We start from the raw sequence: 26,119 nt of genomic DNA on the forward strand, positions 1-26,119 counted from the left end.
TGGGGGTTACTCGTTATTAATAATCGTTAGGGTCATCACTAACTTCTTCGGCAATAGCGACAACCTCACTACTGGTATCTGTCAAATACAAATTGCCTTTTTGTCCACATCCGGCCAATCCAGCCATCACAGACCCGATAGTCAAGACATATAACATTTGGCGGTCAATACCAAAAAACAAGCCATTGCTATGGGTGTCTGAAGAGCGGCGTGTCGTAATCATAGGGTAGCTCACCTTTTTAATACTTATTTTTAATACTCATTTAGAGCAAATACTTAATCAGCGCTCATCATAGCATTATTCGATAAAGCCGTGCGCTTCTTCGTTTTTCTGGGTCAATAATTTATTGCAAAACCCTCTGGATGTCTAGAGGCCCTCTTAAGCTGAATAAACACAGCCCATAGCTTAAAAATGGCTAAACAGCACTCTGACAAAATTTCTTACAATTTTTACGATTTACAATATATCGCAATGTCAGCCAATCATTAGCCGCATTACATAGTGAACACTTGTTATGAATAGTTGTTGGCTGCTTATTGTAATCCTTGTCGTTGTCGTGGTATAACAGTGAAAAGTTGTTAAACAAAGACAAAACCTTGTGCATATAAGCGAGGTAAACCAACGCACCTACATCTATTTTTTATTGATATAACCTACTGATAACCGACGATTAGTAGGGCTGTTTTTTGACACCGTCCACTTCAAGGCAGATGGACATGTCACGGTATTTATTTAACCAACGGTTCATTGATAATGGACCGCCCTCTCCAAAACCATCTAAGGATAGAGCATGAGCGACAGCGTAACCACCACTTTTAGCGATCTTAATGCCGGTAAATCAAAACTCATCAACCCAACCTTGGTACTAAACTGCGGCTCCTCTTCGATTAAGTATGCCTTAATCAGTGAAGACGAATCGACTCGTATCACAGGCTTAGCCGAAAACTTAGGGCTTGATACCGCTCGTATTAAGCACACCACTTTAAATGGTGAAAAGTTAGAGATCACTATCCCAGGTGGTCGTCATGAGTTGGCACTACAAAAAATCCTAGCACTACTTGAGCAATACGACTTTATCGCTGTGGGTCATCGCGGCGTCCATGGTGGCCGTGAGTACTCAGAGGCGGTACGTGTGGACGAGCATGTATTATCAGAAGTAAAACGCCTAAAGGTGCTCGCCCCACTACACAACCCTGCCAACGCTCTAGGTATCGAAGCGGTTCAAGCCATCTATCCTGAGATTCCGCAAGTCGTCGTCTTTGATACCGCATTTCACCAAACCATGCCTGCCGTTGCTTACCGTTACCCCCTTCCCAAGTCTTTGTATGAAGAACACAAAATCCGTCGCTATGGCTTCCATGGCACCTCCCATGCTTATGTCTCAGAACGTGCCAGCGAAATCACAAGTGCAAAAGGCTCCCATGGTTGGTTGACTGCGCATCTGGGTAATGGTTGCTCTGCGACTGCTGTCTATGACGGCGAAAGCTTGGATACCAGTATGGGTCTGACTCCGCTTGAAGGTCTGATGATGGGCACACGTTGTGGTGATATTGACCCCAGTTTGCACATTCATCTAAAGCGTCAGTTGGGCATGAGCCTAGAAGAGATCGATAAGATGCTAAATAGTGAAAGTGGACTGCTTGGTATATCAGGCTTATCCAACGATTTGCGCACCATCGAGCAAGCCGCTAACGAAGGCCACAAAGACGCCCAGCTTGCCATTGAGATGTTTTGCTATCGTGTGGGCAAATACCTTGCCAGCCTAAGCTGCGCCTTACCTGAGTTCACTGGCATTGTCTTTACTGGTGGTATCGGCGAAAACTCAGCCACTACTCGTGCAAGCATCTTAACTGTCATGCGTCATTTTGGTATCCAGTTTGATGAAGACAAAAACGCCTCTCTTGTCGGCGGTGCAGAAGGCAGTTTGCATACAGAGGATAGCAGTATCGAGCTGTGGGTGATTCCAACTGATGAAGAGTGTCAGATTGCCAAAGAGACGCGCCAAACATTGGGATTGGACTAAATCTTTACTGACCATTCGCTGGCTGTTTGGTCCCTGACCTTATATGAATTGCTGAATTTATGAAGGCTGTTTGCACATCGATTAAATACACCATCAGCCTTCTTTTATCTAGAGTCGACGCAGCTAAGCAGCCTCTCCTCGTGAAGGATATACACATAATATAGTAGGATATACTATGCAAACCATTTTACTCGTTCCTCTTAGTCGTGGTATTGGTGTCACCTCAGCCGCCCTCGGTTTGATCCGTGCGCTAGATTACAACGGCATCAAAGCTGGCTTTATGAAGCCATTTTTGCAAGACGATACCTTAGACAAACAAAACAGCTTAGACAGCTCCAGCGCCTTGGCCATGCATGCTTTTGGTCTAACGCCGCCCAAATCCATCAATCGCCAACGCGTGGAGCGTATGATTGGTGATGACAATCTCGATGATTTAATGGAAGAGGTGGTCGAAAACTACCACTCCATCGAAGGCGACTATGGCGTGGTCGTTTGTGAGGGCTTGGTATCGACCACAGAAGCATCTTATGCCTCACAAGTCAACCGTGCCATCGCCCACGCACTAGATGCCAAAATCATCTTTGTCAGTACTGTCGATACCAGCAAGCCTGCCCATTTAGCAGACAAACTGGACGTCCATGCACGTGAGTTTAGTGGTATGGGCTCTGATCGTACTTTGGGCTGTATCTTGATGCGGGTGAATATTCCAAATACTCTTGAAAACCAGCCTGTGGCTCCTGGTGAAGCGATTGTCAGCTTGGATGAGGGCTTTATTCAAGAAGTGCAGCGTCTGTCACCTTACTTTGATACTGAACAATTCCGCTTGATTGGCGTGGTACCATTTAGTGACTCGTTGTCTGTGCCCCGTACTTGGGATATCGCCACTGAGCTCGATGCTACTTGGATTAATGTTGGTGATGCCAAAACTCGTCGCATCAACGACATCAGCCTAACCGCTCGCTCAGTAGCCCGAGTAGATGAAGTGTTCAAACGTGGCACTCTCGTCGTGGTACCTGGCGATCGTGATGAGTTACTGCTGGCTGCGGCGCTTGCGTGTATCAATGGCATACCGCTAGCGGGCCTAGTACTCACCGGCGGCGTCTCACCAAACGCTGCGGTCGCTGAGCTTTGGCAATCAGCGCTAAAGACGGGCGTCCCTGTGATGAGTGTCGAGTCTGATAGTTTTGAGACGGTACAAAGCCTGTTGAACATGAGCGCTGAGATTCCAAGTGATGACACCGAGCGAGCTGTAGAGGTTACACGCTATGTGGCAGCGCACTTGGACTTGGGCTGGGTCAAAGCGCAGTTCAGCGGCGAGCACAAACCACGCTTGTCACCTGCAGCATTTCGTCATCAAGTGGTCAAAAAAGCGCAACATGCCAAAAAACGCATCGTTCTACCAGAAGGCTCTGAGCCACGCACGGTAGAAGCAGCCTGTATCTGTCAAAGCCGTGGTATCGCTGACTGTGTGCTACTGGCGAAGCGTGCTGATGTCGAGCAAGTCGCCAAAAATCGTGACCTAATCCTGCCAGAAGGCTTAGAGATCATCGATCCTGCTGACCTCGATATGAACAAATACGTCGAGGCGGTGGTTGAACGTCGCAAAGGCAAAACCACGCCAGAGATGGCAGCTGAACAGCTTGAAGACACGGTGTTCTTAGGTACTATCATGCTGCAGATGGATGAGGTCGATGGACTGGTATCTGGTGCCATTCACACCACTGCAAATACCGTACGCCCAGCCTTTCAGCTGATTAAGACAGCACCTCAGTACTCACTGGTCTCATCGATCTTCTTTATGCTGCTACCTGAGCAAGTGGTGGTCTATGGTGACTGTGCGATCAACCCAGACCCAAATGCCGAAGAGCTGGCTGAGATTGCTATTCAGTCTGCTCAATCGGCAGCAGCCTTTGGTATCGAGCCAAAAGTGGCAATGATCAGCTACTCTACTGGCTCATCAGGGACAGGTGCAGATGTCGAAAAAGTCATTCAAGCCACACAAATCGTCCGTGAGCGTGCGCCTGAGCTCAAAGTCGATGGCCCGCTACAGTATGATGCCGCTTCGGTGATGAGCGTCGGCAAACAAAAAGCGCCAGACTCACCTGTCGCTGGTCAAGCCAATGTCTTTATCTTCCCAGATCTCAACACCGGTAACACCACTTATAAAGCGGTACAGCGTAGTGCCAATGTGGTCAGTGTCGGCCCCATGCTCCAAGGCCTAAACAAACCTGTCAACGACTTGTCTCGTGGTGCGTTGGTGGATGACATCATCTATACCATCGCTCTGACCGCCATTCAAGCGTATAGTGATAAGATTTAGCATCTAGTTAAGATACAAGGGTGTCGTATTTAACCCAACGCACTATCTAACTCAAAAGTACACTTTTATGTAGCCGACTGTCATCACGATGGTCGGCTTTTTGATGCTGATCGTTTCAATCAGCTCCTGAGTCTTTGTGCTTCTTATCAGTTGCGCTCTATAGTTGATATACTTAGAAGCCAGTAGCACGACAATATAAACGTATCGATTTTATTTCGAATTGACTATACACTATGCTCAATCAATCCTGTATAGCTCTGCTGCTCACTCATTTATGCCAAATAACGCCAATAATCATCATGACCAAACCCCTGCATCAGCCATTCGTGCTTATCTTGGCGGCTCATTTGACCCTGTGCATAATGGCCATTTGCAAATGGCGATGTCTGTTTATGAACATTTATCTTCGATTGCTCAGCAGCAACAGCGCCCGCTACAGGTTTCTTTATTGCCCAATGCCCGCTCTCCCTTCAAAGACCGCAGCACCAACCCTGCCCATCGCTTGGCCATGTTAAAACTAGCAACGCAGGAGACGCCTTTACAGATTAGTGAGCTTGAACTGTGGCAAGCCCCGCCTGTCTATACCATCGATAGCGTAAAAGCGCTACGCCGACGTTATCCCAACGACAGCCTGATATTTATCATGGGGATGGACAGCGCTCGTCAATTGGATAAATGGCAAGACGGACTACAACTGACTCATTATGTCCACTTATGGATATTTAATCGCCTTGATGCGCATCAGAGTGACTCATTGGGCGCCACCACACCTTTGTATCAACTACCAACCGAACTTCAAGGACAAGTGACAGCCTCTTTGGCTGACTTGACCACCGTCTTGAAAAATGACGACCAAGGACGCATTTATATTGACCAGCGCCAAGTCAGCACCGTATCCAGTACCGACATTCGCAATCAATTACAAACACAGAGCAATCCGCCAGATACGCTACCAAAACCTCTGGCTCAATTAATAAATCCTGCTGTTTATCATTATATTATTGCCCATCGGCTATATTCCGCAGTTCAATTCCGTTAAAATCGTTTTATCTTTGTCATTTTTTATCTGATGTTTTATTTATCAATGTCAGACTTAGCAAAAACCCAGTAAAGCCAAACAAATGACTGTTTAATATTTACAATTTAAGAGATTCAAACTTATGACCAATACCATGACTGACGACCGTTTAAAACAGTGCTTAACCGTTGTTGAAAGCGCATTAGATAGTATGAAAGCCAAAAACATTACCGTAATGGATGTAGAGAGCCTCACTGATGTGATGGAGCGTATCGTCATCGCTGACGGTACCTCTAAGCGTCATGTCCGTGCGCTTGCAGACAGTGTCGGTGCTGCCGCCAAAGAAGCCGGCTTTATGCCACTTGGCCGTGAAGGCGGTGCTGATTCTGACTGGACACTCATCGATTTGGGCGCTGTCGTCGTGCATATGATGACGCCGCAAGCTCGTGAGTTCTATGATCTTGAAGGTCTATGGTCATCACCTGAAAGCCTAGCTGAGCTGGTTGCCACGCCACGTGAAAAGAAAGCGGGTCGCCGTAACTAAGACTGCTTTCTCAAATGTATTGTTAAAGCAAAAGACCAGATGACTATTCTGGTCTTTTTTATGTTTGAAATAAACTGAAAGCTGCCTTCCTTTGCGCTAAGATAGCGCTATCGCTTCGTATAGTCGACGCACTTTAAAAAGCATGTAGCGCTACTGGTATAAATCTTACTTGCGTGCTGCGTCCCTAGAGGCTGCGCAAAATCCATCCCAGTAGCGCATCTAAATCTATATAACAGTTATACTTTCAACTGACTCTACTCCCTCTCTACAAAGATACTCAACTTTCTCTTAGGACATACCATGAGCGCAGCAGCAAACCAGTCACCATCTCAACAAAATCTATCAAATTATAACCACCCCCTACCCCTCCATATCGCTAACTTAACTTGCGTGCGTGCCGGCAAGGCTATGCCGTTTACCCGTGAGCAGATGAGCGCCATCGATAAAAAACCCATTGAAGCACCTGTCACCGTCAATTTTATGGGACTGACTACCGACGAACAAGCCGACCGCCGTCATCATGGTGGCCCCTTAAAAGCCGTGCATCAACTGCCGATAGCGACCTATGACAAAATCAATGCTGAGTTTGGGCTCAAGGTACGTGTCGGCACTTTGGGTGAAAACCTAACTACGGAAGCAGTCAACAATCTCCCAGAGATGGACGAGTCGAGCGTTTGTATCGGCGATGTGTTGCAGTATGGTGCTATTGATGACGACAAAAGCGTCCAGCTACGTATCGTACAGCCGCGCCGCCCGTGCTATAAAATAAACGATCAAATTGGACAATTTAAGTTTAGCAAAATACCGAATGTCGCCTCTTGGGTCAGTAAGCAAGGCATTGCAGGTTGGTACTTTGAAGTGGTGCGTGACGGGCTGATTGACACGGGATTACCTGTTTATTTGACCGAGCGCCCTTATCCGTTTGCCACCCTTGAGACGCTGTGGCAGTTATCGAACTCAAAACAGAAGTTTGACGCTAAAGTGATTGAACCTTGGCTGGCGATTGAGTGTCTGGAGGACAGCTGGAAAAAAGTACTTAAGAAGAAGATTAAAACGACCTAATTTATAATAAATAAACGCTCAATGACAGCATATAGCGATGGCTAAAAGAGTAAGCAGAACTGTCTCAAACACAGTGGTTTAGATAATGAATAACAGAAGGTTTTATACTATCACTTTGATATTGAATCTTTAACACAGAGCATTTTATGGCAAAAAATATCACCGCTTTAGCATTGGTGTCTTTATTCACACTACCCTTAATCGGCTGCGTGACGGCCATCTCTCCAGTAGCCACCACCGAAAGTTACATTGTCGATAGCGAAACCTACCAAGCTACAGGCAAAAGCCAGCGCATCAAAACCATCGTCTTGCACTACACCGTCTCTGATAATGAACGAGCGATAAAAACTCTGACCACAAGTCAAGTCAGCGCTCATTATCTGATTCTGAATCAGAACGACAATAAAATTTATAGCCTCGTGCCCGAGTCTGAGCGTGCTTGGCATGCAGGCGATAGCGGGTTTGCTGGGCGCAGTATCTTAAACGACACCTCTATCGGCATCGAGATTGTAAATGCAGGCATCAAACCTGAATATCGAGAGGCGCTAAAAAATAGCGAGCTACAATATCATCCTTATGAGCATTTTGTGGCATTTGATGAATTACAAATTAAAAAGGTCGCCGATCTGGTGCAAGATATTGCCAAGCGTTATGACATTTCACCGACAAACATCGTTGGTCATGCTGATATAGCACCGTCCCGTAAAATCGACCCCGGTGCCAAGTTCCCTTGGGAGCGACTGCATAAGGAGTACGGCGTTGGCGCTTGGTATGATGAATTTGATAAGCAGTTCTTTATGCATCCAGGCACCTTTGCAGCGGCGACGATACCCGAGATGAAGCAAGCCTTTCGTGATTACGGCTATCAAATCAATGATACAAACGAATGGGATAAAGCCAGTCGTGATGTGGTTTATGCGTTTCAATTGCATTTTCGCCCGCAACAGCCAACGGGCGAGCTGGATTTAGAGACTTATGCGATCCTAAAAGCTCTCAATAAAAAGTATGCGGGTCGTGATGACTTCTATTAAGGCTGAATTTTAAGCCTTGCCAAAACGATGTGCTTTAATTGATATAGTCGGAGCACTTTTAAACCGCTACGGTGTTACCCACCCTAGATGTACTTAGTGTACTATCTGCGGCCGGTCGCCTTGTAGCGATTTTAAAACTCCTTGACTATACTGGTTAATCAATACTTGTTAATGAGGCCTCTTATGACGCTACGTATTCATGCGCTATTCCATACTGATTATGAAGACTTGAGCTTTATCAGGCAGTGGGCAAGCCGTCAGCGTCACCTTATGACCATCAGTCGCTCTTTTGATAATGATACCCTGCCCAATCCTGATCGCTTTGATTGGCTGATCGTTATGGGTGGGCCGATGAGCGTCCATGATGAAGAAAAACACCCGTGGCTCATAGCAGAAAAACGCCTGATTAAACAAAGCATGGCTGCGGGTAAAACGGTCATCGGTGTATGTCTTGGGGCGCAACTTGTCGCCCACTGTTTGGGATCTAGCGTGCAGCCTTCTGGGGTAAAAGAAATCGGCTGGTTGCCGATGCGATTGACGCCCGCAGGTCAGGCACATCCTTTATTACAAGACTTACCCAAACAGGACTTTAACGTGCTTCACTTTCATGGTGATGGTTTTGACTGTCCAACAGGCGCAAGCATTATCGCATCATCGGATGCTTGGGCGAATCAAGGCTTTGTCTATCAGACCTCGCTGCATAAAGAGCGAGGCACTTGGGTACTGGGCTGGCAATGTCACTTTGAAGTGACCAAAGAGAGCCTTGCTAAGATGGTCTTAAATGGCAATAATGCCATTCAAAATGGACTTAAAGATTATCCCAACACCGTGCAATCACCCGCTGAGATATTAGAATTGGGTGATAAATATATCAAAGCAAATAACGCAAGGCTATCTGCGATGCTAAATCGGATAGCGGCAAACTAAATAGTAAGGAGTATATATCATGAGTAACTCACAACATAACGAACAAGACAAGCTACAGAAATACCTAGAAGAGAAAGCGAAACAAGAGCAGCAGCAGGAAAAGCAGAAAGAAGAGCCTGCGCAGCTGTCGGCTTACGAGGCTTGTGTGCTAAGAGAAAGCGCTAAGATTCATGAGTTGATTGCGGAGGCTCAGAAGAAAGCTAAAGAGCACTCAACAGATGAGTAACTTTTAGAATCTTTACTCATTTAGCTTTTATTTATGACGGCATCAGCAGGTGCTTAATCTAAACGACAGTGGCACAGAGTTTGGAACACTATCGATTAGCTTCTCTCCTGCTTCTCATTTTACAATGATGAAATCATTCTTGGTAAGGGCTTGATTCACTACCGCAAACTGAACTGCTGAGAAGCCCTTGCCTGAGCCATCTGCATCGAAGTACAAACTATCACCCTTTTGTAGAATACGAGTATTGGCATCCGCTCGCTCGCCACCTGCAGCAAACCAGTTACCCTTTAGACCTTTAGCGTTAAGGTCTCCAAATATTCGTTTACTGAGGCCAATCTTATCGCCCTCTTTTGAGCTAAAGTCTGCGATAGTATCAATGTTGTTTGCACTTAACTTGCTACTGAACACAAAGGTATCTGCACCGCCACCACCATAAAGCGTTTCACGACCTACACCTCCTACGAGAATATCGTCACCCGCAGCACCTATTAAAGTATCATCGCCGACACCTCCTTTCAGATGGTCTTTCTCCTTAGTGCCCATCACTGTGTTGCTAAATACTTTATTTCCTTGCCCTCTGTCATCGATATCGGCTCGTTTGACTTCGTTACCATTGGTAACGACCGTATTACCACTTATTTCAATACCACTCGTTTTGTCATTGAGTACGATACTCGCTAAGACTCGACCGTCTGAGCTGAGTGCGGTGCCAACCCCATCAATAAAGTTATTAGTGATTTTGCTGTCAGTGACACCATTGATCCGAAAATCTGTGCCATTACCGACAATCTCATTGCCATCTACAAGTATATTATTGATTTCGTTATTAACTCCAGAAGCTCTCTCGGAGATCACCATACCATAACTTTCGTTATGCAAAAATTTGGAACTGAGAATATCTACATTCGTCACTAGCTCGTCATTATTTGGCTCTATGTCTATGCCCGCTGCTGGGCGAGTGCCATTGGTATTCTTAAATACAGAGTTGATAATCTCAATGCCATTGCCATCGACGATAGTAAGCCCTTGGCGACGATTATTGTCAGACACCACATTGTAAATTGTCACATTTTCACTCTTACTTTTGCTCGCCCCAATATAGATACCGTCGCCCCAAAAACCCTTTATCTTTACATTTTCAATCGTGGTGTTTTTTGAGCCTAGGATACCTATACCCATACCCCACTCTCCTTTGGTACCAATATGATCATAACGATCACCGATTATGGTACCGCCAGTGATATTTACGTTTTCGACGTCTCTAATAAAGAAAACATAATGAGTGCCTTTGTCACTAGGAATCGCTTCTAGTACGGTGTCATCTTCCATTTTTACGGTGACATTGCTACGCATTCTTAATCTGGCTGTGGTATCAATTAGATAGTCACCTTCAGGAATATACACGGTACCACCGCCGCTTTTAGCAACGAAGTTAATGACTTTTTGGATAGCAGCAGTATCATCTGTGCGATCATTTCCTTTAGCGCCATAGTCGCCATCGGTCACATCCACTACCAGTGAACTAGGGTGTGTTGACAATTACCGTAAATGGATAATCGTCGCTGCTAAATAGATATTAGCAGCAAACGACTCATCCGTTTTTTCAGCACGCATGGCAATTTTCTTGAAATCTTTCAGCTTACAGAAGAAGTTCTCGATTAAGTGACGCCACTTGTACATTTCTTTATCGAAATCTCGTTGCTTTAAACGAGAGCGTTTAGGGGGTATGACCGCTTTGCTACCACGCTCTTCTAAGTCTAGCAGTAGCCAATCCGTGTCAAAGGCTCTATCAGCAAGCAATGCACCAAACTCTTTGTCTTTAATTAAAGGTTTAACGCCAGCCATGTCATGCTGTTGTCCTTTCAATAAAGTAAAATCAACAAGGTTGCCTAATGCATCAACCATTGCCATGATTTTAGTGGTCATACCGCCTCTTGATTTGCCAATTGCCTGATGACAAGCCCCCCTTTTGCGCCTTGTCCATGACGATGTACCTTAACAATAGTGCCATCAATCATGGCATACTCTAAATCTGAGTCATTCAGAGCATTAAATAGCTTGCTGAATCTATCGCTTTTTACCCATCGACGGTAGCGCTTATAAACACTGTTCCAGTTACCAAATTCAGGGGGTAAGTCTCGCCACGGACTACCTGTTCGGACAATCCATAGAACAGCTTCGATAAATAGTCGATTATTTACCGCTGTTCTACCAACATCGGTCTCTTTACCTGCACAATACGGTGCTATCTTTGCCCACTGGGCATCACTTAGGGTTAATCTAGTCATAACACTATGATTATCAATTATTCTATATATGTCAACACATCCTAGCAGGATCAGTGGTATAAATACTGGCGTCACTGTCACTAATTCTGGTTTGTGCCAACCCTGATTCATTAGTATGCGCTGCTGCGGTGATTTTTTTACCAGCTTCGTTACTGGTCAGTTTATAGGTATCTTTTGTTGCACCCTCTATCGCTTGGCCGTCTGCAAACCACTGGTAGTTGACACTAGAGTTCGGCACACCATCAGCATCCTGAATCTTCGCGCTTAACATGCCATCCTTATTGCCCCTGACTATCATACCAATAGAGGCATTAGAGATAGTGAAGTGACTAAATAGCTTGTTGTCGGCAGCCATAGCTGTCACCTTACTGTCTGGCACATCCATACATCCCGTGCTAAAAGCAAGTAGAGAAAATGAAGTGAGTAAGAGTAGGGGATATTTCATTTATTATCTCAGCTTTATGATTGATCGACTCGAATGAACAGCTATGGTGAATGAGACTTACCTATATAGGACTTATAATAAAGACATGACCTATAGTTTTAAAATTGGTTCTTCATGCTCATTTCCTAAAAGGCTAACGATATCGTTTTAGTTAATAATGAAGATAGTAGTAAAAAACAGAGTTGGATACAACCTAACCAGTTAACAACATAGTTTTATTTCCCTCTAACAATAAGCATACTCTTGAGAATGTCTAAAAATATGAGATGCAAAAACGATACACGCAAAAAAGCTCTCAAGTAAATTTACTTGATAGCTTTTTTTAACTAAGACACCTTTTTTGATCACATATACACTACGCGTTACATGATAATGAAATCATCCATCGTCAGTGTTTGATTTACTGTCGCAAACTGAACTTCGGAGAAAGCATTATCGGAGCCATCCGCATCAAAATACAATTTATTACCTTTTTGCAAGACACGAGTATTAGCGTCTGATCGCTCGCCATCTGCAGCAAACCAATTACCTTCTAAGCTCTCGATACTAAGGTCTCCAAATATCACTTCACTTAGACCAATCTGATCTCCTTCTCTTGAGTTGAAGTCTGTGATAGTATCGATATTCTTCGCACCCAACTCACTATTAAAGAGAAAAATATCTGCGCCATCACCACCCGTTAGGATATCCCGACCGTAGCCACCATTGAGTATATCATTTCCAAAGCCACCTTGAAGAGCGTCATTGCCGTCAGTACCAATAACTAAGTTGTCAAATACCTCGTTACCCTGGCCTCTGTCATCGATATCATGACGCCTGACCTCATTACCATTGGTAACAACCGTATTACCGCTCACTTCAATACCGTTGGTGTTATCATCAAGTGCGATACCAGTGAGTACTCGGCCATCTGCACTAAATGCGGTACCGACACCATCAATGAAGTTGTTAGTAATCTGCCCATCGGTAACCCCATTTAGAAGGATATTCAGTCCATTACCCACTACCTCATTGCCATCTACAGTTATATTGTTAATCCCATGATTAACCCCAGAGGCTCTTTCGGATATGACAATACCATTGCCTTCGTTATTTAAAGATTGAGAGCTAATGATACTAACATTAGTTACAAGGTCATTATTATCTGGTTCTATGTTAATACCCGCGCTAGGCTGCGCACCTTTAGTGTTTTTAAAGACAGAGTTGATAATTTCGATACCATCGCCATCAACGATAGTGATGCCTTGACGACTGTTATTATCAGAAACCACATTGTAAATTGTCACATTTTCACTCTGACTCTCATTTTCCCCAATATAAACGCCATCACCTCGAAAATCTTGTACATTTACATTTTCAATCGTGACGTCTTTGGCACCCAATATACCTATACCTATACCCCAATGGCTACCTGTACCGAAATGTTCATATCGATCACCGACTATAGTACCACCTGTGACATTTACATTTTCGACATCTCTAATAAATAGAACGTAATGGCTCTCTTGATTACTAGGTATGGCCTCAAGTACCGTGTTATCTTCCATTTTTACGGTAACATTGCTACGCATCCATATACCGTTAGAGGTGGTATCTATCAGATAGTTGCCGTCAGGAATGTAAACTGTTCCACCACCATTATTAGAAACAAAATTAATGGCTTTCTGAATAGCAGCAGTGTCATCTGTGCTGCCATTTCCTTTAGCGCCATATTTACCATCGGTCACATCCACCACCAGTGAACCAGCAGGGTCAGTGGTATAGATATTGGCGTCGCTATCGCTTACTAAACTTTCAGTAGAACCTTTGTTATCCGTATATGATGCTTTGACTGTAATTGCTTTTCCGGCTTCTTTGCTAGTAAGACTGTAGGTACTTTGCGTAGCGCCATCAATGCGTTGGCCGTCTGCAAACCACTGGTAAGTGACACCTGATTTTGGCACACCGTCAGCATCGTCGATCTTGGCGCTTAAGATGCCAACTTTGTTGCCGCTGATGGTTATACTAGCAGAGGCGTTATTGGGGTTGCTATTGATAGAAGGCCCGATCGACTCACTATCAGTGCTAGGACCAACTACTTGACCCATTGCTGGAGGCTGCACTTCACCTTCTGGCTTTTCAATACCTTCATTACGCACGACTTTTGCGGTAGCAGCACTCAATGATTTCTCAGAAAAGTCAGCATCATCAGTGTAGGTTGCTTGTACTGTTAGATGACTGCTGATGACACCGGTATCTGGTGTGTAAGTGCTCTTAGTTGCGCCTCTGATAGGATTACCACCTGCATACCATTGATAGCTGATACCAGAGTTAGGGACACCATCGGCATCTTTGATGACGGCTGTTAAAGTCTCGCCAACTTTTGCTACGCCATCAATACTAACAATGGCTGGGTTGTTTTTTAGCTCACTTCCAGCTGTTACAACTTTTGCAGTGGCCGCACTTAATGTATTTTCAGAAAAGTTAGCACCATCAGTATAGGTTGCTCGCACTGTGAGATGACTGCTAATGACACCGGTATCTGGTGTGTAAGTACTTTTGGTTGCACCTCTAATGGGATTACCACCTGCATACCATTGGTAGCTGATACCAGAATTAGGTATACCATCAGCATCTTTAACGATGGCTGTTAAGGTCTCGCCAACTCTTGCCTCACCATCAATGCTAATGATGGCTGGGTTGTTCTTGGATTCTTTCATTTGTGTTTGCTCTAGTTTAATTAGTGAACGTGGAGGGCTGTCAGAAGAACTACCCAATGCTGTTACAGTACCAAGCACTCCTAATGATCCTAAGCCGACAAAAAACCATGGCTTGTAGAATTTAGAGATATTGTTATCTGGAGTTATATTCTCCATACTAGATAGCTCAGATGTTGATATATCTGTGCCTAGGGGATAAATATAACGCTGACCATCAGCTTCAAGCCCAGTGATAACAACGGAATCTTGGTTATTGGTGTAGTAGTCTTTTAGCACAAAAAAAGATTCATCTTGATCAATAACTAATAAGTCGTTATCTTCACGTGAAAACTTAACTTGTTTAGGTGCAAGACCTAAAGAGTCAGCAAGTAAAAACTGAGATCCAGATCTCACATCAATAGCTTGCAAGTTATCTACTTCTGCCACTAGTAACTGTTGTCCTTGTGGCGTAATTACTTTTAAAGTTTGCAGGGTCATAAGAGGCCTTAAATCTATACCAGCTAGATAGGCGCATCCTCTCAGGCATCTTTTGTTGTCTTGATAAGCATCAAATATTTAGCAAATCGCTACAAGCAATCGATATATCCAGTGATTGAAGTGAGTGTAAACGCCATATCTTTGTCGTAATATTTTCATTAACAGTCGCTACAATGAAAAAGCTAAAAGATTAGGCACTCTTACTTACAAAATCCAAATATTACTTAATTTAATATTAAGCACACTTCTCAGTTTCATCTGTTTACATCTTTCGATAACAGGTGAAGAGCCTACAGCACTTTTGTAACGCTCGCGTAAAAGAAGGTTGGCTTATGGATGTATGTCAATTGCTTATATCTTTTAATTTTTAACTTTCGTAGCCAATTAAAATTAAGTCATAAACACAAGTTTAGTATGGGATATAACCGCTTGTTTTTATGCAAAATCTATGCCATCAATGACATACAATTGGAAAGTATTACCATAAAAATTATGCTGTAATACAAGGCATTTTTCGTGTTTCAAACACAAAAAAGGTGAGCCGAAGCCCACCTTTTTCTATGTCTAAAACAAGTATCAAAGTCCAAATAAACCTATCTTAACCAAGCACGGGCGTTACGGAACATACGCATCCACGCGCCGTCCTCGTCCCATTCTTCTGGTTTCCAGCTGTGGTTGTAGGCTTTTAGATTACGCTCAGGATGTGGCATCATAATCGTCACGCGACCGTCAGTGCTACACAGACCAGTGACACCGCCGAGCGAACCGTTTGGATTAAGCGGATAAGTCTCAGTCGGATGACCTTGGCTATCGACATAACGCATGGCGAGCTGACCGTGCCGCGCCATACCATCGATCTCGGTGTTATCCAGTGTGGCATAGCCTTCACCATGCGCCACAGCGATTGGCAAGATGCTATCTTGCATGCCTTTGAACAGGATGGACTTGGTACGCTCGACTTTGACGTTGACCGTACGCGCTTCAAATCGAGCTGACTGGTTGGCGATGAAACGTGGGAAGTTCTCTGCGCCTGGAATCAAGTCTTTGAGCTGCGCCATCATCTGACAGCCGTTACAAACGCCTAGAGAGAAGGTATCCGGACGGGCAAAGAAGCGCACAAACTGCATGCGCAGCTCGTCATGGAACAAGATAGAGTTCGCCCAGCCAGAGCCTGCGCCAAGGACGTCACCGTAACTAAAGCCGCCACAAGCGACCAGACCGTCGAAGTCACGTAGATTGATGCGACCTTCTAGCAGATCACTCATGTGCACGTCGACCGCTTCAAAGCCAGCTTGGGTAAAGCCTGCCGCCATTTCTGACTGACCATTGACGCCTTGCTCACGCAGGATAGCAACTCTTGGTTTGCTTTCACGGCTATTTAAATACGGCTCTTCAATTTTTTGATTGAGATCAAAGTTTGGTGCAGCGATCAGACCTTTATGGTTAGTATCAGCAATCAAGTCATACTCTTGCTGCACACACGTTGGGTTGTCACGGCGGCGGGCGATTTGGTAGCTGACTTGGCTCCACTCTTGCTGCAGCTCAGAACGGCTAAAGCGTAGGGTATCGTCACCCATCAGCGTTGGCGTTTGAATGATTAAGCTGTCTTCTTCGGTACTTTGACCGACGAGACTGAGCATATCGCTGACGTTATACTGCTCTGCCAACTCCATCAAAGCCGTAACGTTTTCGGGCAATACTTGAATCACTGCGCCCAGCTCTTCGCTAAACAGTTGACCGAGCAAATTGTCATCAGTCAATGACAGTTTGATACCTTGACGGCTGGTGAATTGCATTTCTGCAATCGTCGCCAGCAGTCCACCATCGCCGATATCGTGATAGGCGCTGATAACGCCTTGCGCATTACCCGCTTGGATAAAGTTAAAGAAGTCGACCAAGTCGCTTGGCTGCGCCAAATCTGGGCAGTCATCGCCTAGCTGACTTTGCGTTTGCGCAAGAATTGAGCCGCCCAGACGCAATTGACCTTTGGATAAATCGATACGATAGAAGGCGCTATCGCCGTTGACAAGCTCAGGGGTTAGCGTTTTTGTCACATCAGTTACAGGCGCAAAAGCAGTAATCACAAGGCTCATAGGCGAGACGACTGATTTGTCTTGGCTGTCACCGTCACTATTATCGTTGTCAGTCCAGTTGGCACGCATCGATAGTGAATCTTTGCCGACTGGAATGGCGATACCGAGTGCTGGGCATAGCTCTTCGCCGATGGCGTGCACCGCATCAAACAATGCGGCGTCTTCCGTATCATCCCCGCAAGCGGCCATCCAGTTCGCTGACATAGTGATATCAGATAGCTGAGCGATACATGCGCCAGCGATGTTGGTAATCGCTTCACCAACAGCCAGACGTGCAGAAGCTTTTGGATCGATAAGCGCAACAGGGGTTCGCTCACCGATACTCATCGCCTCTCCAGTCATCGGCTGACCATCGATAACTTGTAAGCCTGACGCCGTCACCGCACAGTCAGCGACGGGCACTTGATAGCGACCGACATACTGATCACGTACCACCATACCTGTGATCGAGCGGTCACCAATGCTAATCAAAAATGACTTGCTGGCGACAGTTGGATGACGTAGCACGTCTTTGATTGATTCGGCTAGATTAACTTCAGCTAACTCTAATGCTGGCAAGGTGGTTTCTTGACGCTCAAAGCTACGCTGCATCTGCGGCGTACCACCGAGCAATACTTGCATCGGCATATTGACTGGCTGATCAGGGAGCAACTCATCATCGACCACGAGCTGACGAATCTCAGTTGCTTCTCCTAAGATGGCATATGGGCAGCGCTCACGGGCACAGATGGCATCAAACTGCGCCTTGCTTTCGGGACGAATCGCTAATACATAACGCTCTTGCGCCTCATTTGACCAAATGGCCATCGGCGACATGCCTGCCTCTAATGATGGGATTTTGCGCAAGTTCAGGTGCGCGCCCATATCATGGTCATCGACCAGCTCTGGCATGGCATTTGACAGTCCACCTGCCCCAACATCGTGGATAGAGACGATTGGGTTGCCGTCTTTACTGTTGTTGCTTACATCGATATCGTTGCCAGCTAAGGCCCAGCAGCGATCGATGACTTCCTGACAGCGACGCTCCATCTCAGCGTTATCACGCTGTACAGAGGCGAAGTCCAAGCCTTCATCTAGCTCACCACTATCGACCGACGATGCTGCACCGCCGCCAAGACCAATCTGCATCGCAGGGCCACCAAGGACGATAAGCAAGTCGCCTTCACGAATGGCATTTTTTTCAATGAGGTTGCGTTTGATATTGCCGTAACCACCTGCCAGCATGATGGGCTTATGATAGCCACGCATCTCGCTGCCGTCTTTTTCCGCTGAGGTATCCAGTTGGAAGCTGCGGAAATAACCGCATAGGTTAGGACGACCAAACTCATTGGAAAAATTGGCTGAGCCTAATGGTGCTTCCGTCATAATCTCAAGACTGGTCGCCATACGATCGGGTGTACCATAATCCTGCGTGCTTAATTGACCTGACTGCTCCCACTTTTCAACCATCTCTGGAATGTGCAAATGTGACACATGAAAACCTGTGAGACCTGCTTTGGGCTTACCACCACGGCCAGTTGCGCCTTCATCACGAATCTCACCGCCCGCACCTGTCGCGGCACCGGCATAAGGGGCAATCGCCGTTGGATGGTTGTGAGTTTCCACCTTCATTAAAATATCGATGGCTTCTTGATGAAAGTCATACGGATGAGCAGAGTTAGGATCTTGAGCGTCAGTCGGCACAGGGTAATAACGCATGCCTTCCGCCCCTGTTCTAACCGCTGCGTTGTCTTTATACGCAGATAGGATGCCTTGCGGGTTTGACTGATAGGTGTTTTTAATCATCTGAAACAATGATTTTGGCTGTACCTTGCCATCTATCGTCCATTCAGCGTTAAAAATCTTGTGACGGCAATGCTCAGAGTTGGCCTGCGCAAACATCATCAGCTCAACGTCCGTTGGATTGCGCCCCAGCTCATTGACATAAGCATTCATTAGGTAGTCAATATCTTCGCTCGATAGCGCAAAGCCAAACTCGGTATTGGCCGATTCAAGCGCTGCCTGACCTTGCCCAATCACATCAATATGATTAAGCGAGGCTGGCGGCTCATCATCGAACAGTTTATTCACCTCATTTAAATCGTAGACCAAGCTTTGGGTCATGCGATCAAACAACAGTTGCTCAGCAGCCGCTGGCAATTTTGTGTTTACCTCGTCGCCTGCTTTTTCAGTAAGGGTTAGCGTATAGACGATGACACGCTCGACACGATTGATCTGAATGTCACAGTTATTAAAGATGTCGGTCGCTTTGCTGGCCCACGGTGATATGGTGCCAAAGCGAGGGCTGACGACGACTTGAATTTGGTTGTCTTGCGGAGCGTCAAGCTCAATACTTTCTTTTACACCAAGCAAATCTTGCGCTTTTTTGCGCTCATCACCTTCGAGATTGCGTGATAGCACATACACTTGCTGGGTATTGATTTGACTGACATTTATTTCGGTCTTTTGCTGAAACTGACTGATGAGTTGCTGCGTCTGAAAATCGGTAAGAAACGGTTGTCCGGCGATGGTCATCATAAAGGCATAATCCGTAAGATTAAGGCATCTCTGCCATGCAAAGTAAATGGTCTGCGTATTATAACAAGAAGCCCTGTAATAAGCAGGTCAAAACCCAGATAAATTACTAAAGGTCCAGCTAGCGGGCTACCCAGTATGTGCGACTGACTGAATTTTTTATACTGTCTCTTATGAGGCTCGGCGCTTTGTGCGCCTAAATGTTTCAAGACAGAAAGCTTAAGCACATGGTGTCACAATTTTTACCTAACCCTTATAGTCCTTACAAACACTCACATCGCATTACTGGCAACCTATATAAACACACCGCTTTTAGTCGTTATGCTGTGTATGAAAGCTGCTTGGCGGTAGGTGGTGTGAGCAACAGCATTTAGCGTGCTAATACCCTCTTTGGACCAAAGCCTAACCGCCGCAACAAGCATGACTTATAACTTATTTATAAACATTCACTATAATAAAGACAAGGATATCCCTATGAGTAAACAAGACCATATCGAAAAAATTCAAGACGTGATTAAAGACGTAAAATTCGCCATGATGAGTACGGTAAACAGCAAAGGCGACTTACATGCTTGGCCGATGACCACCAATAAGGCCGATATTAATGCCAGAGAAATCTGGTTTATCGGTGCAAAAGAATCAGACGTGGTCAAAGACATTCAGGACAATGCTAATATTGGCTTAACTTATGCCAATCAGGATGACAAAAATTATGTCTCAATCACTGGTGATGCTGAATTACTAGACGACAAGGACAAACTAGATGAGCTTTGGTCACCGGCTTACAATGCTTTTTTTGCACAAGGTAAGGAAGACCCAAGTGTGCAGCTGATTAAAGTGGTGCCAAAAGGAGCAGAGTGCTGGTTAAGTGGTAGCTCTGTGGTCAATATGTTTAAGATGGCCACGGCTGCTGTGCAAGATGGTGAGACAGCCAAAGATATGGGCGAAACGTTTTCAGTAACGCTGTAGTTTTATCAGCCCCAATAACATAACCAGTGACATAAATGGTCAGTTTAATAAAAAACGCCAGTGACAGGCAGCACTGGCGTTTTTTATGCGTCTATCATATCAGTCTAATCTGCTTAACCGCTCTGCTTGAGGTATGGCCAAGCGGCCTTTAGATAGATCATCATTGACCATAAGGTCAATACAACCGCTGCCACCATAAGCGCATAGCCAATGGTTTCAAGCGACTCCCAATTAAGCAATAACACAGTAATCGCCACCATCTGAAAGGTGGTTTTTAACTTACCCACATAAGACACAGCAACACTGGTACTCTTGCCCAACTCGGCCATCCACTCACGCAGCGCAGATACCGCAATTTCACGTGAAATAATCACAATCGCTGCGATGGCCATAATGATATTGGGATGCCATTGTACTAATATGATAAGGGCAGCGGCGACCATGAGTTTGTCAGCGACAGGATCCAAAAAGCGCCCAAACGCTGAAGTGACATTAAGCTTGCGGGCAAAGTAACCATCGAGCCAATCAGTAATTGCCGCTAAAATAAAAACACTTGTGAGCAATAAATGACGCAATAAGCTGTTACTAAACTCGCTCATACCGACTTTGGCAATCACATTGTCAGAGATGGCAGGCATGCCTATCCCCATCGCTGGTGGCCAATACGCTATCGCTACAAACAGTGGAATCATTAAGATGCGCGCAATCGTTAGATTATTGGGCAAATTAAAGATACTTTTTTCATCTGGTGGTGAAGGCTGTTGCGTCTGCAACTGTGTGCTCTCGGTCATGGCAAACCCAGTGTTATATAGATAAAAAGATGGCTGCTAGCTTAGCATTTTTCGAACAAGTCGTCATGCCATCTCTTTAGAGGTTATTGACCGGTATATTGCAGGCAAGGTGTAGCAAGTCTGACTGAACAGTAAGTTGATGTAATAAAGCTCGCTTAAACGGCTTTACTTCAGCTATGATGTTCATATTAAGGAAACAGTTGTACACCTATATTTGTAGGCGGTCTATTTGTAAGCAGATCATCTTCAGTATTGAATGAACCATCATTGCCTCTATATATAATGAACAGTATTAAAAAAGCCAATAATAATAATGCTCAATGACTGTATTTGTAGTCTGACTACTTAGCCAGTTTTCCTCAGCCCACAGTTTCCTCCTCTGTGGGTCTTTTTTTGTCTGTTCATTCACTGATATATAATGAGTTCTAAATAAAAAAAGCACAGTTGTTATAGCCTGCTACTGTATCTATATTTAATAAATTCACCACATCAAATACCGCAATCGTAAGCTTACCTATCATCGGTCTGCCTGCGCCATTCGATGCTAACTTTGATTTAAGTGGCTACGATACTGATAAAATGACCTTTTGACAGCGGATTGGCTGTAAGAATGATAGGATAGATAGTATTTGAGTTAACCAAAGTATGTTCTAAACCATATCGATAGTGGTTACTCTTTATCTTGCCTCATCTTAAAGGGTTCTGAAAACTGTAAAATCAAAAACCCAACCGCTGATAATATAATGGCAATCTCATAACGACCGTATGCCACCGAAATACCGATAGCACCCGTATTCCAAAGGCTTGCTGCCGTCGCCGTACCCTTAGAGCCCATTTCATTCTTGAAGATAGCACCACCACCGATAAAGCCCATACCTGTGATGATGGCATACATGATCCTCGCCTCACCTGCAGATTCATAAATATCTCTACCGACCAACATAAAGGCACATGACGCAATCGTCACCAGCGGAAAGGTTCTCAGCCCTGCACCATTATCTTTCATCTCACGATTTAGAGCGATAGGCAGTGACAGAATAAACGCAATACCCAGTTGAAAAAAATGGTATTGCATTAAGTCAATATCAATATCAAATCCAAACATCACCGACTACCTTGCCTCTTAATAACTTTACGTTGTAAGCGGGTTACTCTTTTATCCCTATAGAGCGCTTTATCACAGCGGCCGTCTCTTTTGCCATCTGATAGCAGCTTTCAATATTGCCTTGCCCGCACCAATCGCCACTGACAATCCACTGCTGCTTTTGATCCACTAAGATACCTAATGCTTCTTTATCCGTCTCAGTGACCGTCGCCGCATAACGCCAACGATGACAGTCTATCTGACTGGGCGTACTGTCTTCATTCCAATCTAAAGCTTGCTGCGCCGCTTGTAACAACTGCGCTTTCACCGCTTCGATATCCTCATCGACGTGCTGCTCTGACCAGTCGTTACGAGCATGTATGGTGATGCTGGGCAGTAGACCATCATGGTTAGGTTTGTGATGTTCAATAAATAGGCGGTCAATGATTGAGTCCTGTACGTGAGCCACATCCCATGCTGGTTGCTGCTGACTGTTCAGCGTTTCAGGTAAGGAATGCGCATTATCCCATCCCAGCATTAGTGTATAGCACGCCTGCATTTGGGGCTCGCTGATTTTTGCTTGTTTAGTGAAACCACTGTCTGCCATCAGCGCCACGGCTTGGGCGTTGGGTGCTGTACAAATTACCCAATCAAAGTGTCCCAGACTGTCCCCCTGTTCATCAAATAGCTCGGTGTGCTTATTCGTTTGATTTTGTGTGCTTTGCGTCAGTGGTGCGACACGGGTTTTAAAGCTAATGACCGTATGCTTAAGCTCATCGGCCAATGCTCGTCCCCAGCTGGTCATTTTTGGGGTGCTGATATAACGCGCTTGCCCTGTGTCCCACTGCTCCTTTTGCTGTATGTCGGGGGATTGCTTACTGGCGCTGATCGGCTTTAAATCAATCACTGGCGCACACCACGGTTGAATGAGCTTTGACTCAAGCCAAGGGGCAATAAACTGCTGAAAGCTGGACGTCTTGGCGGTAAAAAACTGTGCGCCAAACGCCCATTGCCATTGCTGGCTCGTCTGATTATCGGTGCGGTATCGAGTGGCCAGTCGCCCTACTCCACTTGATTTTTCAAAAATGTTAATTTGCGCTGACCAGGGCGATGCTTGCAGCACACGCTCTAGTAATGTGGCGGTAAACAGCCCTGTTAAACCACCACCGATGATAGCTACTCTACATAGTTGTTGCTCATGGCTTGGTTGCTCATGGCTTGATAGGTCAGTCATAAAAAGTGAACCTTAAATAGTCAGCTCAGAATAAAAAGGTATGAATCTCTGACCCTGCTACAGTTATCCACCTACCTTGCGTGTTTGCACAAATACCAGTCGGTAGGAGGCTTAATAGTAGAGTGTCTTATGAATATACGGTGTCTTCTGCCCTAAGCACTTCGATTATCTTATTGATAACCGAGCTGTCAGCAAGGGTGGATAAATCGCCCAGACCTACATATTGTCCGGCCGCCAGACTGCGCAAGATACGGCGCATGATTTTACCTGAGCGGGTTTTGGGTAACCCATCAACGATATAAATAGCATCTAAGTTGGCGATAGGACCTATTTCACGGCGCACATGGCGATTGAGCTCTTCTTTGATCTGCTCATCTTTTGTCTCTCCTGACTTGAGAATAACAAAAGCGGCGATACCCACACCGCGAATCTCATGGGGCATACCAACCACTGCCGCCTCAACAGTAGCCGGATGCGAATCAATGGCACTTTCAAGCTCAGCTGTCCCTAAACGGTGTCCTGCGACATTGAGCACATCATCCACACGGCCTGTGATCCAATAATGACCGTCCTCATCACGCTGCGCCCCGTCTCCTGTGAAGTAATAGCCAGGATACTCTGTAAAGTAGGTCTGCAAAAAGCGCTCATGGTCTTTATAAATCGTGCGCATCTGCCCCGGCCAACCGCCTCGTATCACCAAATTACCCTCTGCCAGACCTTCTAACACTTCGCCATCACTATCAACGATCTCTGGCATGATGCCATATAAAGGGGTCATCGCACAGCTGGGTTTGAGCGCGACTGTCCCTGGGATTGGTGCTATCAATATACCGCCAGTTTCTGTCTGCCACCACGTATCGACAATAGGGCACTTGCCACCACCAACGACCTCATAGTACCAATCCCAAGCTTCAGGGTTGATGGGCTCGCCTACTGTAGCAAGCAAGCGCAGGCTTGAGCGATCAGACTCACGGACAAAGGCGTCGCCTTCTTTCATCATCGAGCGAATCGCCGTCGGGGCGGTGTAGACCACACTCACCTTGTGCTTGTCGATGATATGCCCCACACGTGCCCAAGTGGGATAATCTGGTGCACCTTCAAACATGACAGTGGTGGTACCATTCGCCAATGGCGCATAAGTAGAGTAAGTATGCCCTGTGATCCAACCGATATCAGCACTACACCAATAGACATCATCGTCTTTGATATCAAAAGCATCACGGAAAGTTGAGAGCGCATAAGTGATATAACCGCCCGTGGTATGCAGGACGCCTTTGGGCTTGCCTGTCGAGCCTGAGGTATACAATAAAAACAATGGGTCCTCAGCATTCATCACTTCCGGCTCACACTCTGCCGACTCACCTGCGACCACAGAGTGATACCAGACATCACGGCGGCCACTCATCGGAATTGAGTTGCCGGTGCGATGTACCACGATGACCTTTTCGACACATTGTGTGCCATCCATATCTAAAGCACGATCGACATTGGCTTTGAGCGGCGTATGCTTATTGCTACGCACGCCCTCATCAGCGGTGATCACCAACTTGGATTGACTGTCGATAATGCGATTGCCCAAACTCTCGGCAGAAAACCCACCAAATACTACCGAATGCACTGCGCCAATACGTGCGCACGCCAGCATCGCTATCATGGCCTCAGGTATCATCGGCATATATAAGGTGACCCGATCGCCCTTACTGACTCCAAGCTTGCGCATGGCATTACCAAGTCGGCAAACCTCAGCATGTAGCTCTGTAAAAGAGAGGGTCTTGTGTAGGGAAGGATGATCGCCCTCCCAAATAATTGCCGGCTTATACGGATTGTCTTTCAGATGACGATCTATACAATTCACAGAAATATTCAGCTCACCGTCTTCGAACCATTTAATGCGAAAATCGTCCAAATCATAGTTCACATTGCTAATAACAGTCGGCTTTTTTATCCAGTCGATAAGCTCTGCACGCTCAGCCCAAAAGTCATCATTGGCTTTTGGCGAGGCGATGGATCTTTGATAATCTTTGATGTACTGTGCAGGCGTGGTATTGGCGGCAGCGACAAACTCAGCCGACACGGGAAATGAGGATTGCGTCATGATAAATTCCTTTTTAGTAATTCCTTTTTGGTAATTACTTCTTGATAATTACTTCCTGCACAAGCATATTGACTAGTCTCCGATTCCAGTTTGACAAATAAGAATGGGGGATGCAAGACATCAAATACCAATCACAACAATTCTAATGTACATTTGTAGACATAGTCCGTTTTGCGTTAAAGCCCTCATCCTTGACTCACAATAATTTGACATTTAGTTCTTGTAACTGCCTGTTAAATATGGACAATAGCCCCTCTAGTGCTAGATTGCTTACGCTA

19 protein-coding genes are annotated in these 26,119 nt (G+C 45.5%); 9 read left to right on the top strand and 10 right to left on the bottom strand.

Annotated elements, in window-relative coordinates; all coding sequences use genetic code 11:
* Positions 1 to 16 precede the first annotated feature (16 nt).
* A complete protein-coding gene (gene lptM / locus J3492_RS09300; RefSeq protein WP_207991774.1) occupies positions 17 to 223 on the bottom strand; it encodes an LPS translocon maturation chaperone LptM in 207 nt (68 codons plus the stop codon).
* A 568-nt stretch (positions 224 to 791) separates the two neighbouring features.
* Between lptM and J3492_RS09305 the strand changes: the two genes are divergently transcribed.
* From J3492_RS09305 to J3492_RS09340, 8 genes are all read left to right on the top strand, one after another.
* Positions 792 to 2,024 (top strand): acetate/propionate family kinase, encoded by a 1,233-nt coding sequence (locus tag J3492_RS09305; protein WP_207991775.1) that lies wholly within the window; start codon positions 792 to 794, stop codon positions 2,022 to 2,024.
* A gap of 175 nt (positions 2,025 to 2,199) precedes the next feature.
* Positions 2,200 to 4,344: a phosphate acetyltransferase gene (gene pta, locus J3492_RS09310; protein WP_207991776.1), complete on the top strand. Its 2,145-nt coding sequence runs from the start codon at positions 2,200 to 2,202 to the stop codon at positions 4,342 to 4,344.
* 274 nt (positions 4,345 to 4,618) lie between these two features.
* Positions 4,619 to 5,383: a nicotinate (nicotinamide) nucleotide adenylyltransferase gene (gene nadD, locus J3492_RS09315; protein ID WP_207991777.1), complete on the top strand. Its 765-nt coding sequence runs from the start codon at positions 4,619 to 4,621 to the stop codon at positions 5,381 to 5,383.
* 121 nt (positions 5,384 to 5,504) lie between these two features.
* Positions 5,505 to 5,906, top strand: a complete 402-nt coding sequence (rsfS, locus tag J3492_RS09320) for a ribosome silencing factor (protein WP_207991778.1) — start codon at positions 5,505 to 5,507, stop codon at positions 5,904 to 5,906.
* 300 nt (positions 5,907 to 6,206) lie between these two features.
* The gene (locus J3492_RS09325; RefSeq protein ID WP_207991779.1) at positions 6,207 to 6,968 is read left to right on the top strand and encodes an MOSC domain-containing protein; all 762 of its coding nucleotides are present in this window, start codon (positions 6,207 to 6,209) and stop codon (positions 6,966 to 6,968) included.
* A gap of 146 nt (positions 6,969 to 7,114) precedes the next feature.
* Positions 7,115 to 7,999: an N-acetylmuramoyl-L-alanine amidase gene (locus J3492_RS09330; protein WP_207991780.1), complete on the top strand. Its 885-nt coding sequence runs from the start codon at positions 7,115 to 7,117 to the stop codon at positions 7,997 to 7,999.
* Between the two features lie 183 nt (positions 8,000 to 8,182).
* The gene (locus J3492_RS09335; RefSeq protein ID WP_207991781.1) at positions 8,183 to 8,926 is read left to right on the top strand and encodes a type 1 glutamine amidotransferase; all 744 of its coding nucleotides are present in this window, start codon (positions 8,183 to 8,185) and stop codon (positions 8,924 to 8,926) included.
* 19 nt (positions 8,927 to 8,945) lie between these two features.
* Entirely contained in the window at positions 8,946 to 9,152 is a 207-nt protein-coding gene (locus J3492_RS09340) for a hypothetical protein (protein ID WP_207991782.1), read from the top strand.
* A gap of 114 nt (positions 9,153 to 9,266) precedes the next feature.
* On the opposite strand, the gene J3492_RS09345 is transcribed toward J3492_RS09340, so the two are convergent.
* The 5 genes from J3492_RS09345 to purL form a co-directional block, all read right to left on the bottom strand.
* Positions 9,267 to 10,691, bottom strand: a complete 1,425-nt coding sequence (locus J3492_RS09345; protein ID WP_207991783.1) for a glycosyl hydrolase family 28-related protein — start codon at positions 10,689 to 10,691, stop codon at positions 9,267 to 9,269.
* Positions 10,692 to 11,440, bottom strand: a protein-coding gene (locus J3492_RS09350; RefSeq protein WP_165596948.1) for an IS5 family transposase whose coding sequence is annotated in 2 segments (ribosomal slippage) — positions 10,692 to 11,110 and positions 11,110 to 11,440 — 750 coding nt in all. Because the reading frame shifts where the segments join, the coding sequence is not laid out codon by codon here. It lies immediately after the preceding gene.
* 31 nt (positions 11,441 to 11,471) lie between these two features.
* On the bottom strand, positions 11,472 to 11,885 hold the full coding sequence (locus J3492_RS09355) for a hypothetical protein (protein WP_207991784.1): 414 nt from the start codon (positions 11,883 to 11,885) through the stop codon (positions 11,472 to 11,474).
* Positions 11,886 to 12,247: 362 nt separating this feature from the next.
* On the bottom strand, positions 12,248 to 15,061 hold the full coding sequence (locus J3492_RS09360; RefSeq protein WP_207991785.1) for a glycosyl hydrolase family 28-related protein: 2,814 nt from the start codon (positions 15,059 to 15,061) through the stop codon (positions 12,248 to 12,250).
* A gap of 593 nt (positions 15,062 to 15,654) precedes the next feature.
* On the bottom strand, positions 15,655 to 19,671 hold the full coding sequence (gene purL, locus J3492_RS09365; protein WP_207991786.1) for a phosphoribosylformylglycinamidine synthase: 4,017 nt from the start codon (positions 19,669 to 19,671) through the stop codon (positions 15,655 to 15,657).
* A 471-nt stretch (positions 19,672 to 20,142) separates the two neighbouring features.
* On the opposite strand from purL, the gene J3492_RS09370 reads away from it, so the two are divergent.
* Entirely contained in the window at positions 20,143 to 20,637 is a 495-nt protein-coding gene (locus J3492_RS09370) for a pyridoxamine 5'-phosphate oxidase family protein (protein WP_207991787.1), read from the top strand.
* Positions 20,638 to 20,750: 113 nt separating this feature from the next.
* On the opposite strand, the gene pgsA is transcribed toward J3492_RS09370, so the two are convergent.
* From pgsA to acs, 4 genes are all read right to left on the bottom strand, one after another.
* Positions 20,751 to 21,428 carry a CDP-diacylglycerol--glycerol-3-phosphate 3-phosphatidyltransferase gene (gene pgsA / locus J3492_RS09375; protein WP_207991788.1) on the bottom strand — a complete coding sequence of 226 codons (678 nt, stop codon included), beginning with the start codon at positions 21,426 to 21,428 and terminating at the stop codon, positions 20,751 to 20,753.
* 670 nt (positions 21,429 to 22,098) lie between these two features.
* A complete protein-coding gene (locus J3492_RS09380; RefSeq protein WP_207991789.1) occupies positions 22,099 to 22,533 on the bottom strand; it encodes an MgtC/SapB family protein in 435 nt (144 codons plus the stop codon).
* 43 nt (positions 22,534 to 22,576) lie between these two features.
* Positions 22,577 to 23,746: an NAD(P)/FAD-dependent oxidoreductase gene (locus J3492_RS09385; RefSeq protein WP_207991790.1), complete on the bottom strand. Its 1,170-nt coding sequence runs from the start codon at positions 23,744 to 23,746 to the stop codon at positions 22,577 to 22,579.
* Between the two features lie 127 nt (positions 23,747 to 23,873).
* The gene (gene acs, locus J3492_RS09390; protein ID WP_207991791.1) at positions 23,874 to 25,841 is read right to left on the bottom strand and encodes an acetate--CoA ligase; all 1,968 of its coding nucleotides are present in this window, start codon (positions 25,839 to 25,841) and stop codon (positions 23,874 to 23,876) included.
* Positions 25,842 to 26,119 lie beyond the last annotated feature (278 nt).

The sequence above is a fragment of the Psychrobacter coccoides genome, assembly GCF_017498085.1.
In the GTDB taxonomy this organism is placed as follows: domain Bacteria; phylum Pseudomonadota; class Gammaproteobacteria; order Pseudomonadales; family Moraxellaceae; genus Psychrobacter; species Psychrobacter coccoides.

Excerpts from the sequence above, each read along its gene's own strand:
- lptM (WP_207991774.1), bottom strand. The coding sequence starts at position 223 with ATGATTACGACACGCCGCTCTTCAGACACCCATAGCAATGGCTTGTTT.
- J3492_RS09305 (WP_207991775.1), top strand. The coding sequence starts at position 792 with ATGAGCGACAGCGTAACCACCACTTTTAGCGATCTTAATGCCGGTAAA.
- pta (WP_207991776.1), top strand. The coding sequence starts at position 2,200 with ATGCAAACCATTTTACTCGTTCCTCTTAGTCGTGGTATTGGTGTCACC.
- nadD (WP_207991777.1), top strand. The coding sequence starts at position 4,619 with ATGCCAAATAACGCCAATAATCATCATGACCAAACCCCTGCATCAGCC.
- rsfS (WP_207991778.1), top strand. The coding sequence starts at position 5,505 with ATGACCAATACCATGACTGACGACCGTTTAAAACAGTGCTTAACCGTT.
- J3492_RS09325 (WP_207991779.1), top strand. The coding sequence starts at position 6,207 with ATGAGCGCAGCAGCAAACCAGTCACCATCTCAACAAAATCTATCAAAT.
- J3492_RS09330 (WP_207991780.1), top strand. The coding sequence starts at position 7,115 with ATGGCAAAAAATATCACCGCTTTAGCATTGGTGTCTTTATTCACACTA.
- J3492_RS09335 (WP_207991781.1), top strand. The coding sequence starts at position 8,183 with ATGACGCTACGTATTCATGCGCTATTCCATACTGATTATGAAGACTTG.
- J3492_RS09340 (WP_207991782.1), top strand. The coding sequence starts at position 8,946 with ATGAGTAACTCACAACATAACGAACAAGACAAGCTACAGAAATACCTA.
- J3492_RS09355 (WP_207991784.1), bottom strand. The coding sequence starts at position 11,885 with ATGAAATATCCCCTACTCTTACTCACTTCATTTTCTCTACTTGCTTTT.
- J3492_RS09360 (WP_207991785.1), bottom strand. The coding sequence starts at position 15,061 with ATGACCCTGCAAACTTTAAAAGTAATTACGCCACAAGGACAACAGTTA.
- purL (WP_207991786.1), bottom strand. The coding sequence starts at position 19,671 with ATGATGACCATCGCCGGACAACCGTTTCTTACCGATTTTCAGACGCAG.
- J3492_RS09370 (WP_207991787.1), top strand. The coding sequence starts at position 20,143 with ATGAGTAAACAAGACCATATCGAAAAAATTCAAGACGTGATTAAAGAC.
- pgsA (WP_207991788.1), bottom strand. The coding sequence starts at position 21,428 with ATGACCGAGAGCACACAGTTGCAGACGCAACAGCCTTCACCACCAGAT.
- J3492_RS09380 (WP_207991789.1), bottom strand. The coding sequence starts at position 22,533 with ATGTTTGGATTTGATATTGATATTGACTTAATGCAATACCATTTTTTT.
- J3492_RS09385 (WP_207991790.1), bottom strand. The coding sequence starts at position 23,746 with ATGACTGACCTATCAAGCCATGAGCAACCAAGCCATGAGCAACAACTA.
- acs (WP_207991791.1), bottom strand. The coding sequence starts at position 25,841 with ATGACGCAATCCTCATTTCCCGTGTCGGCTGAGTTTGTCGCTGCCGCC.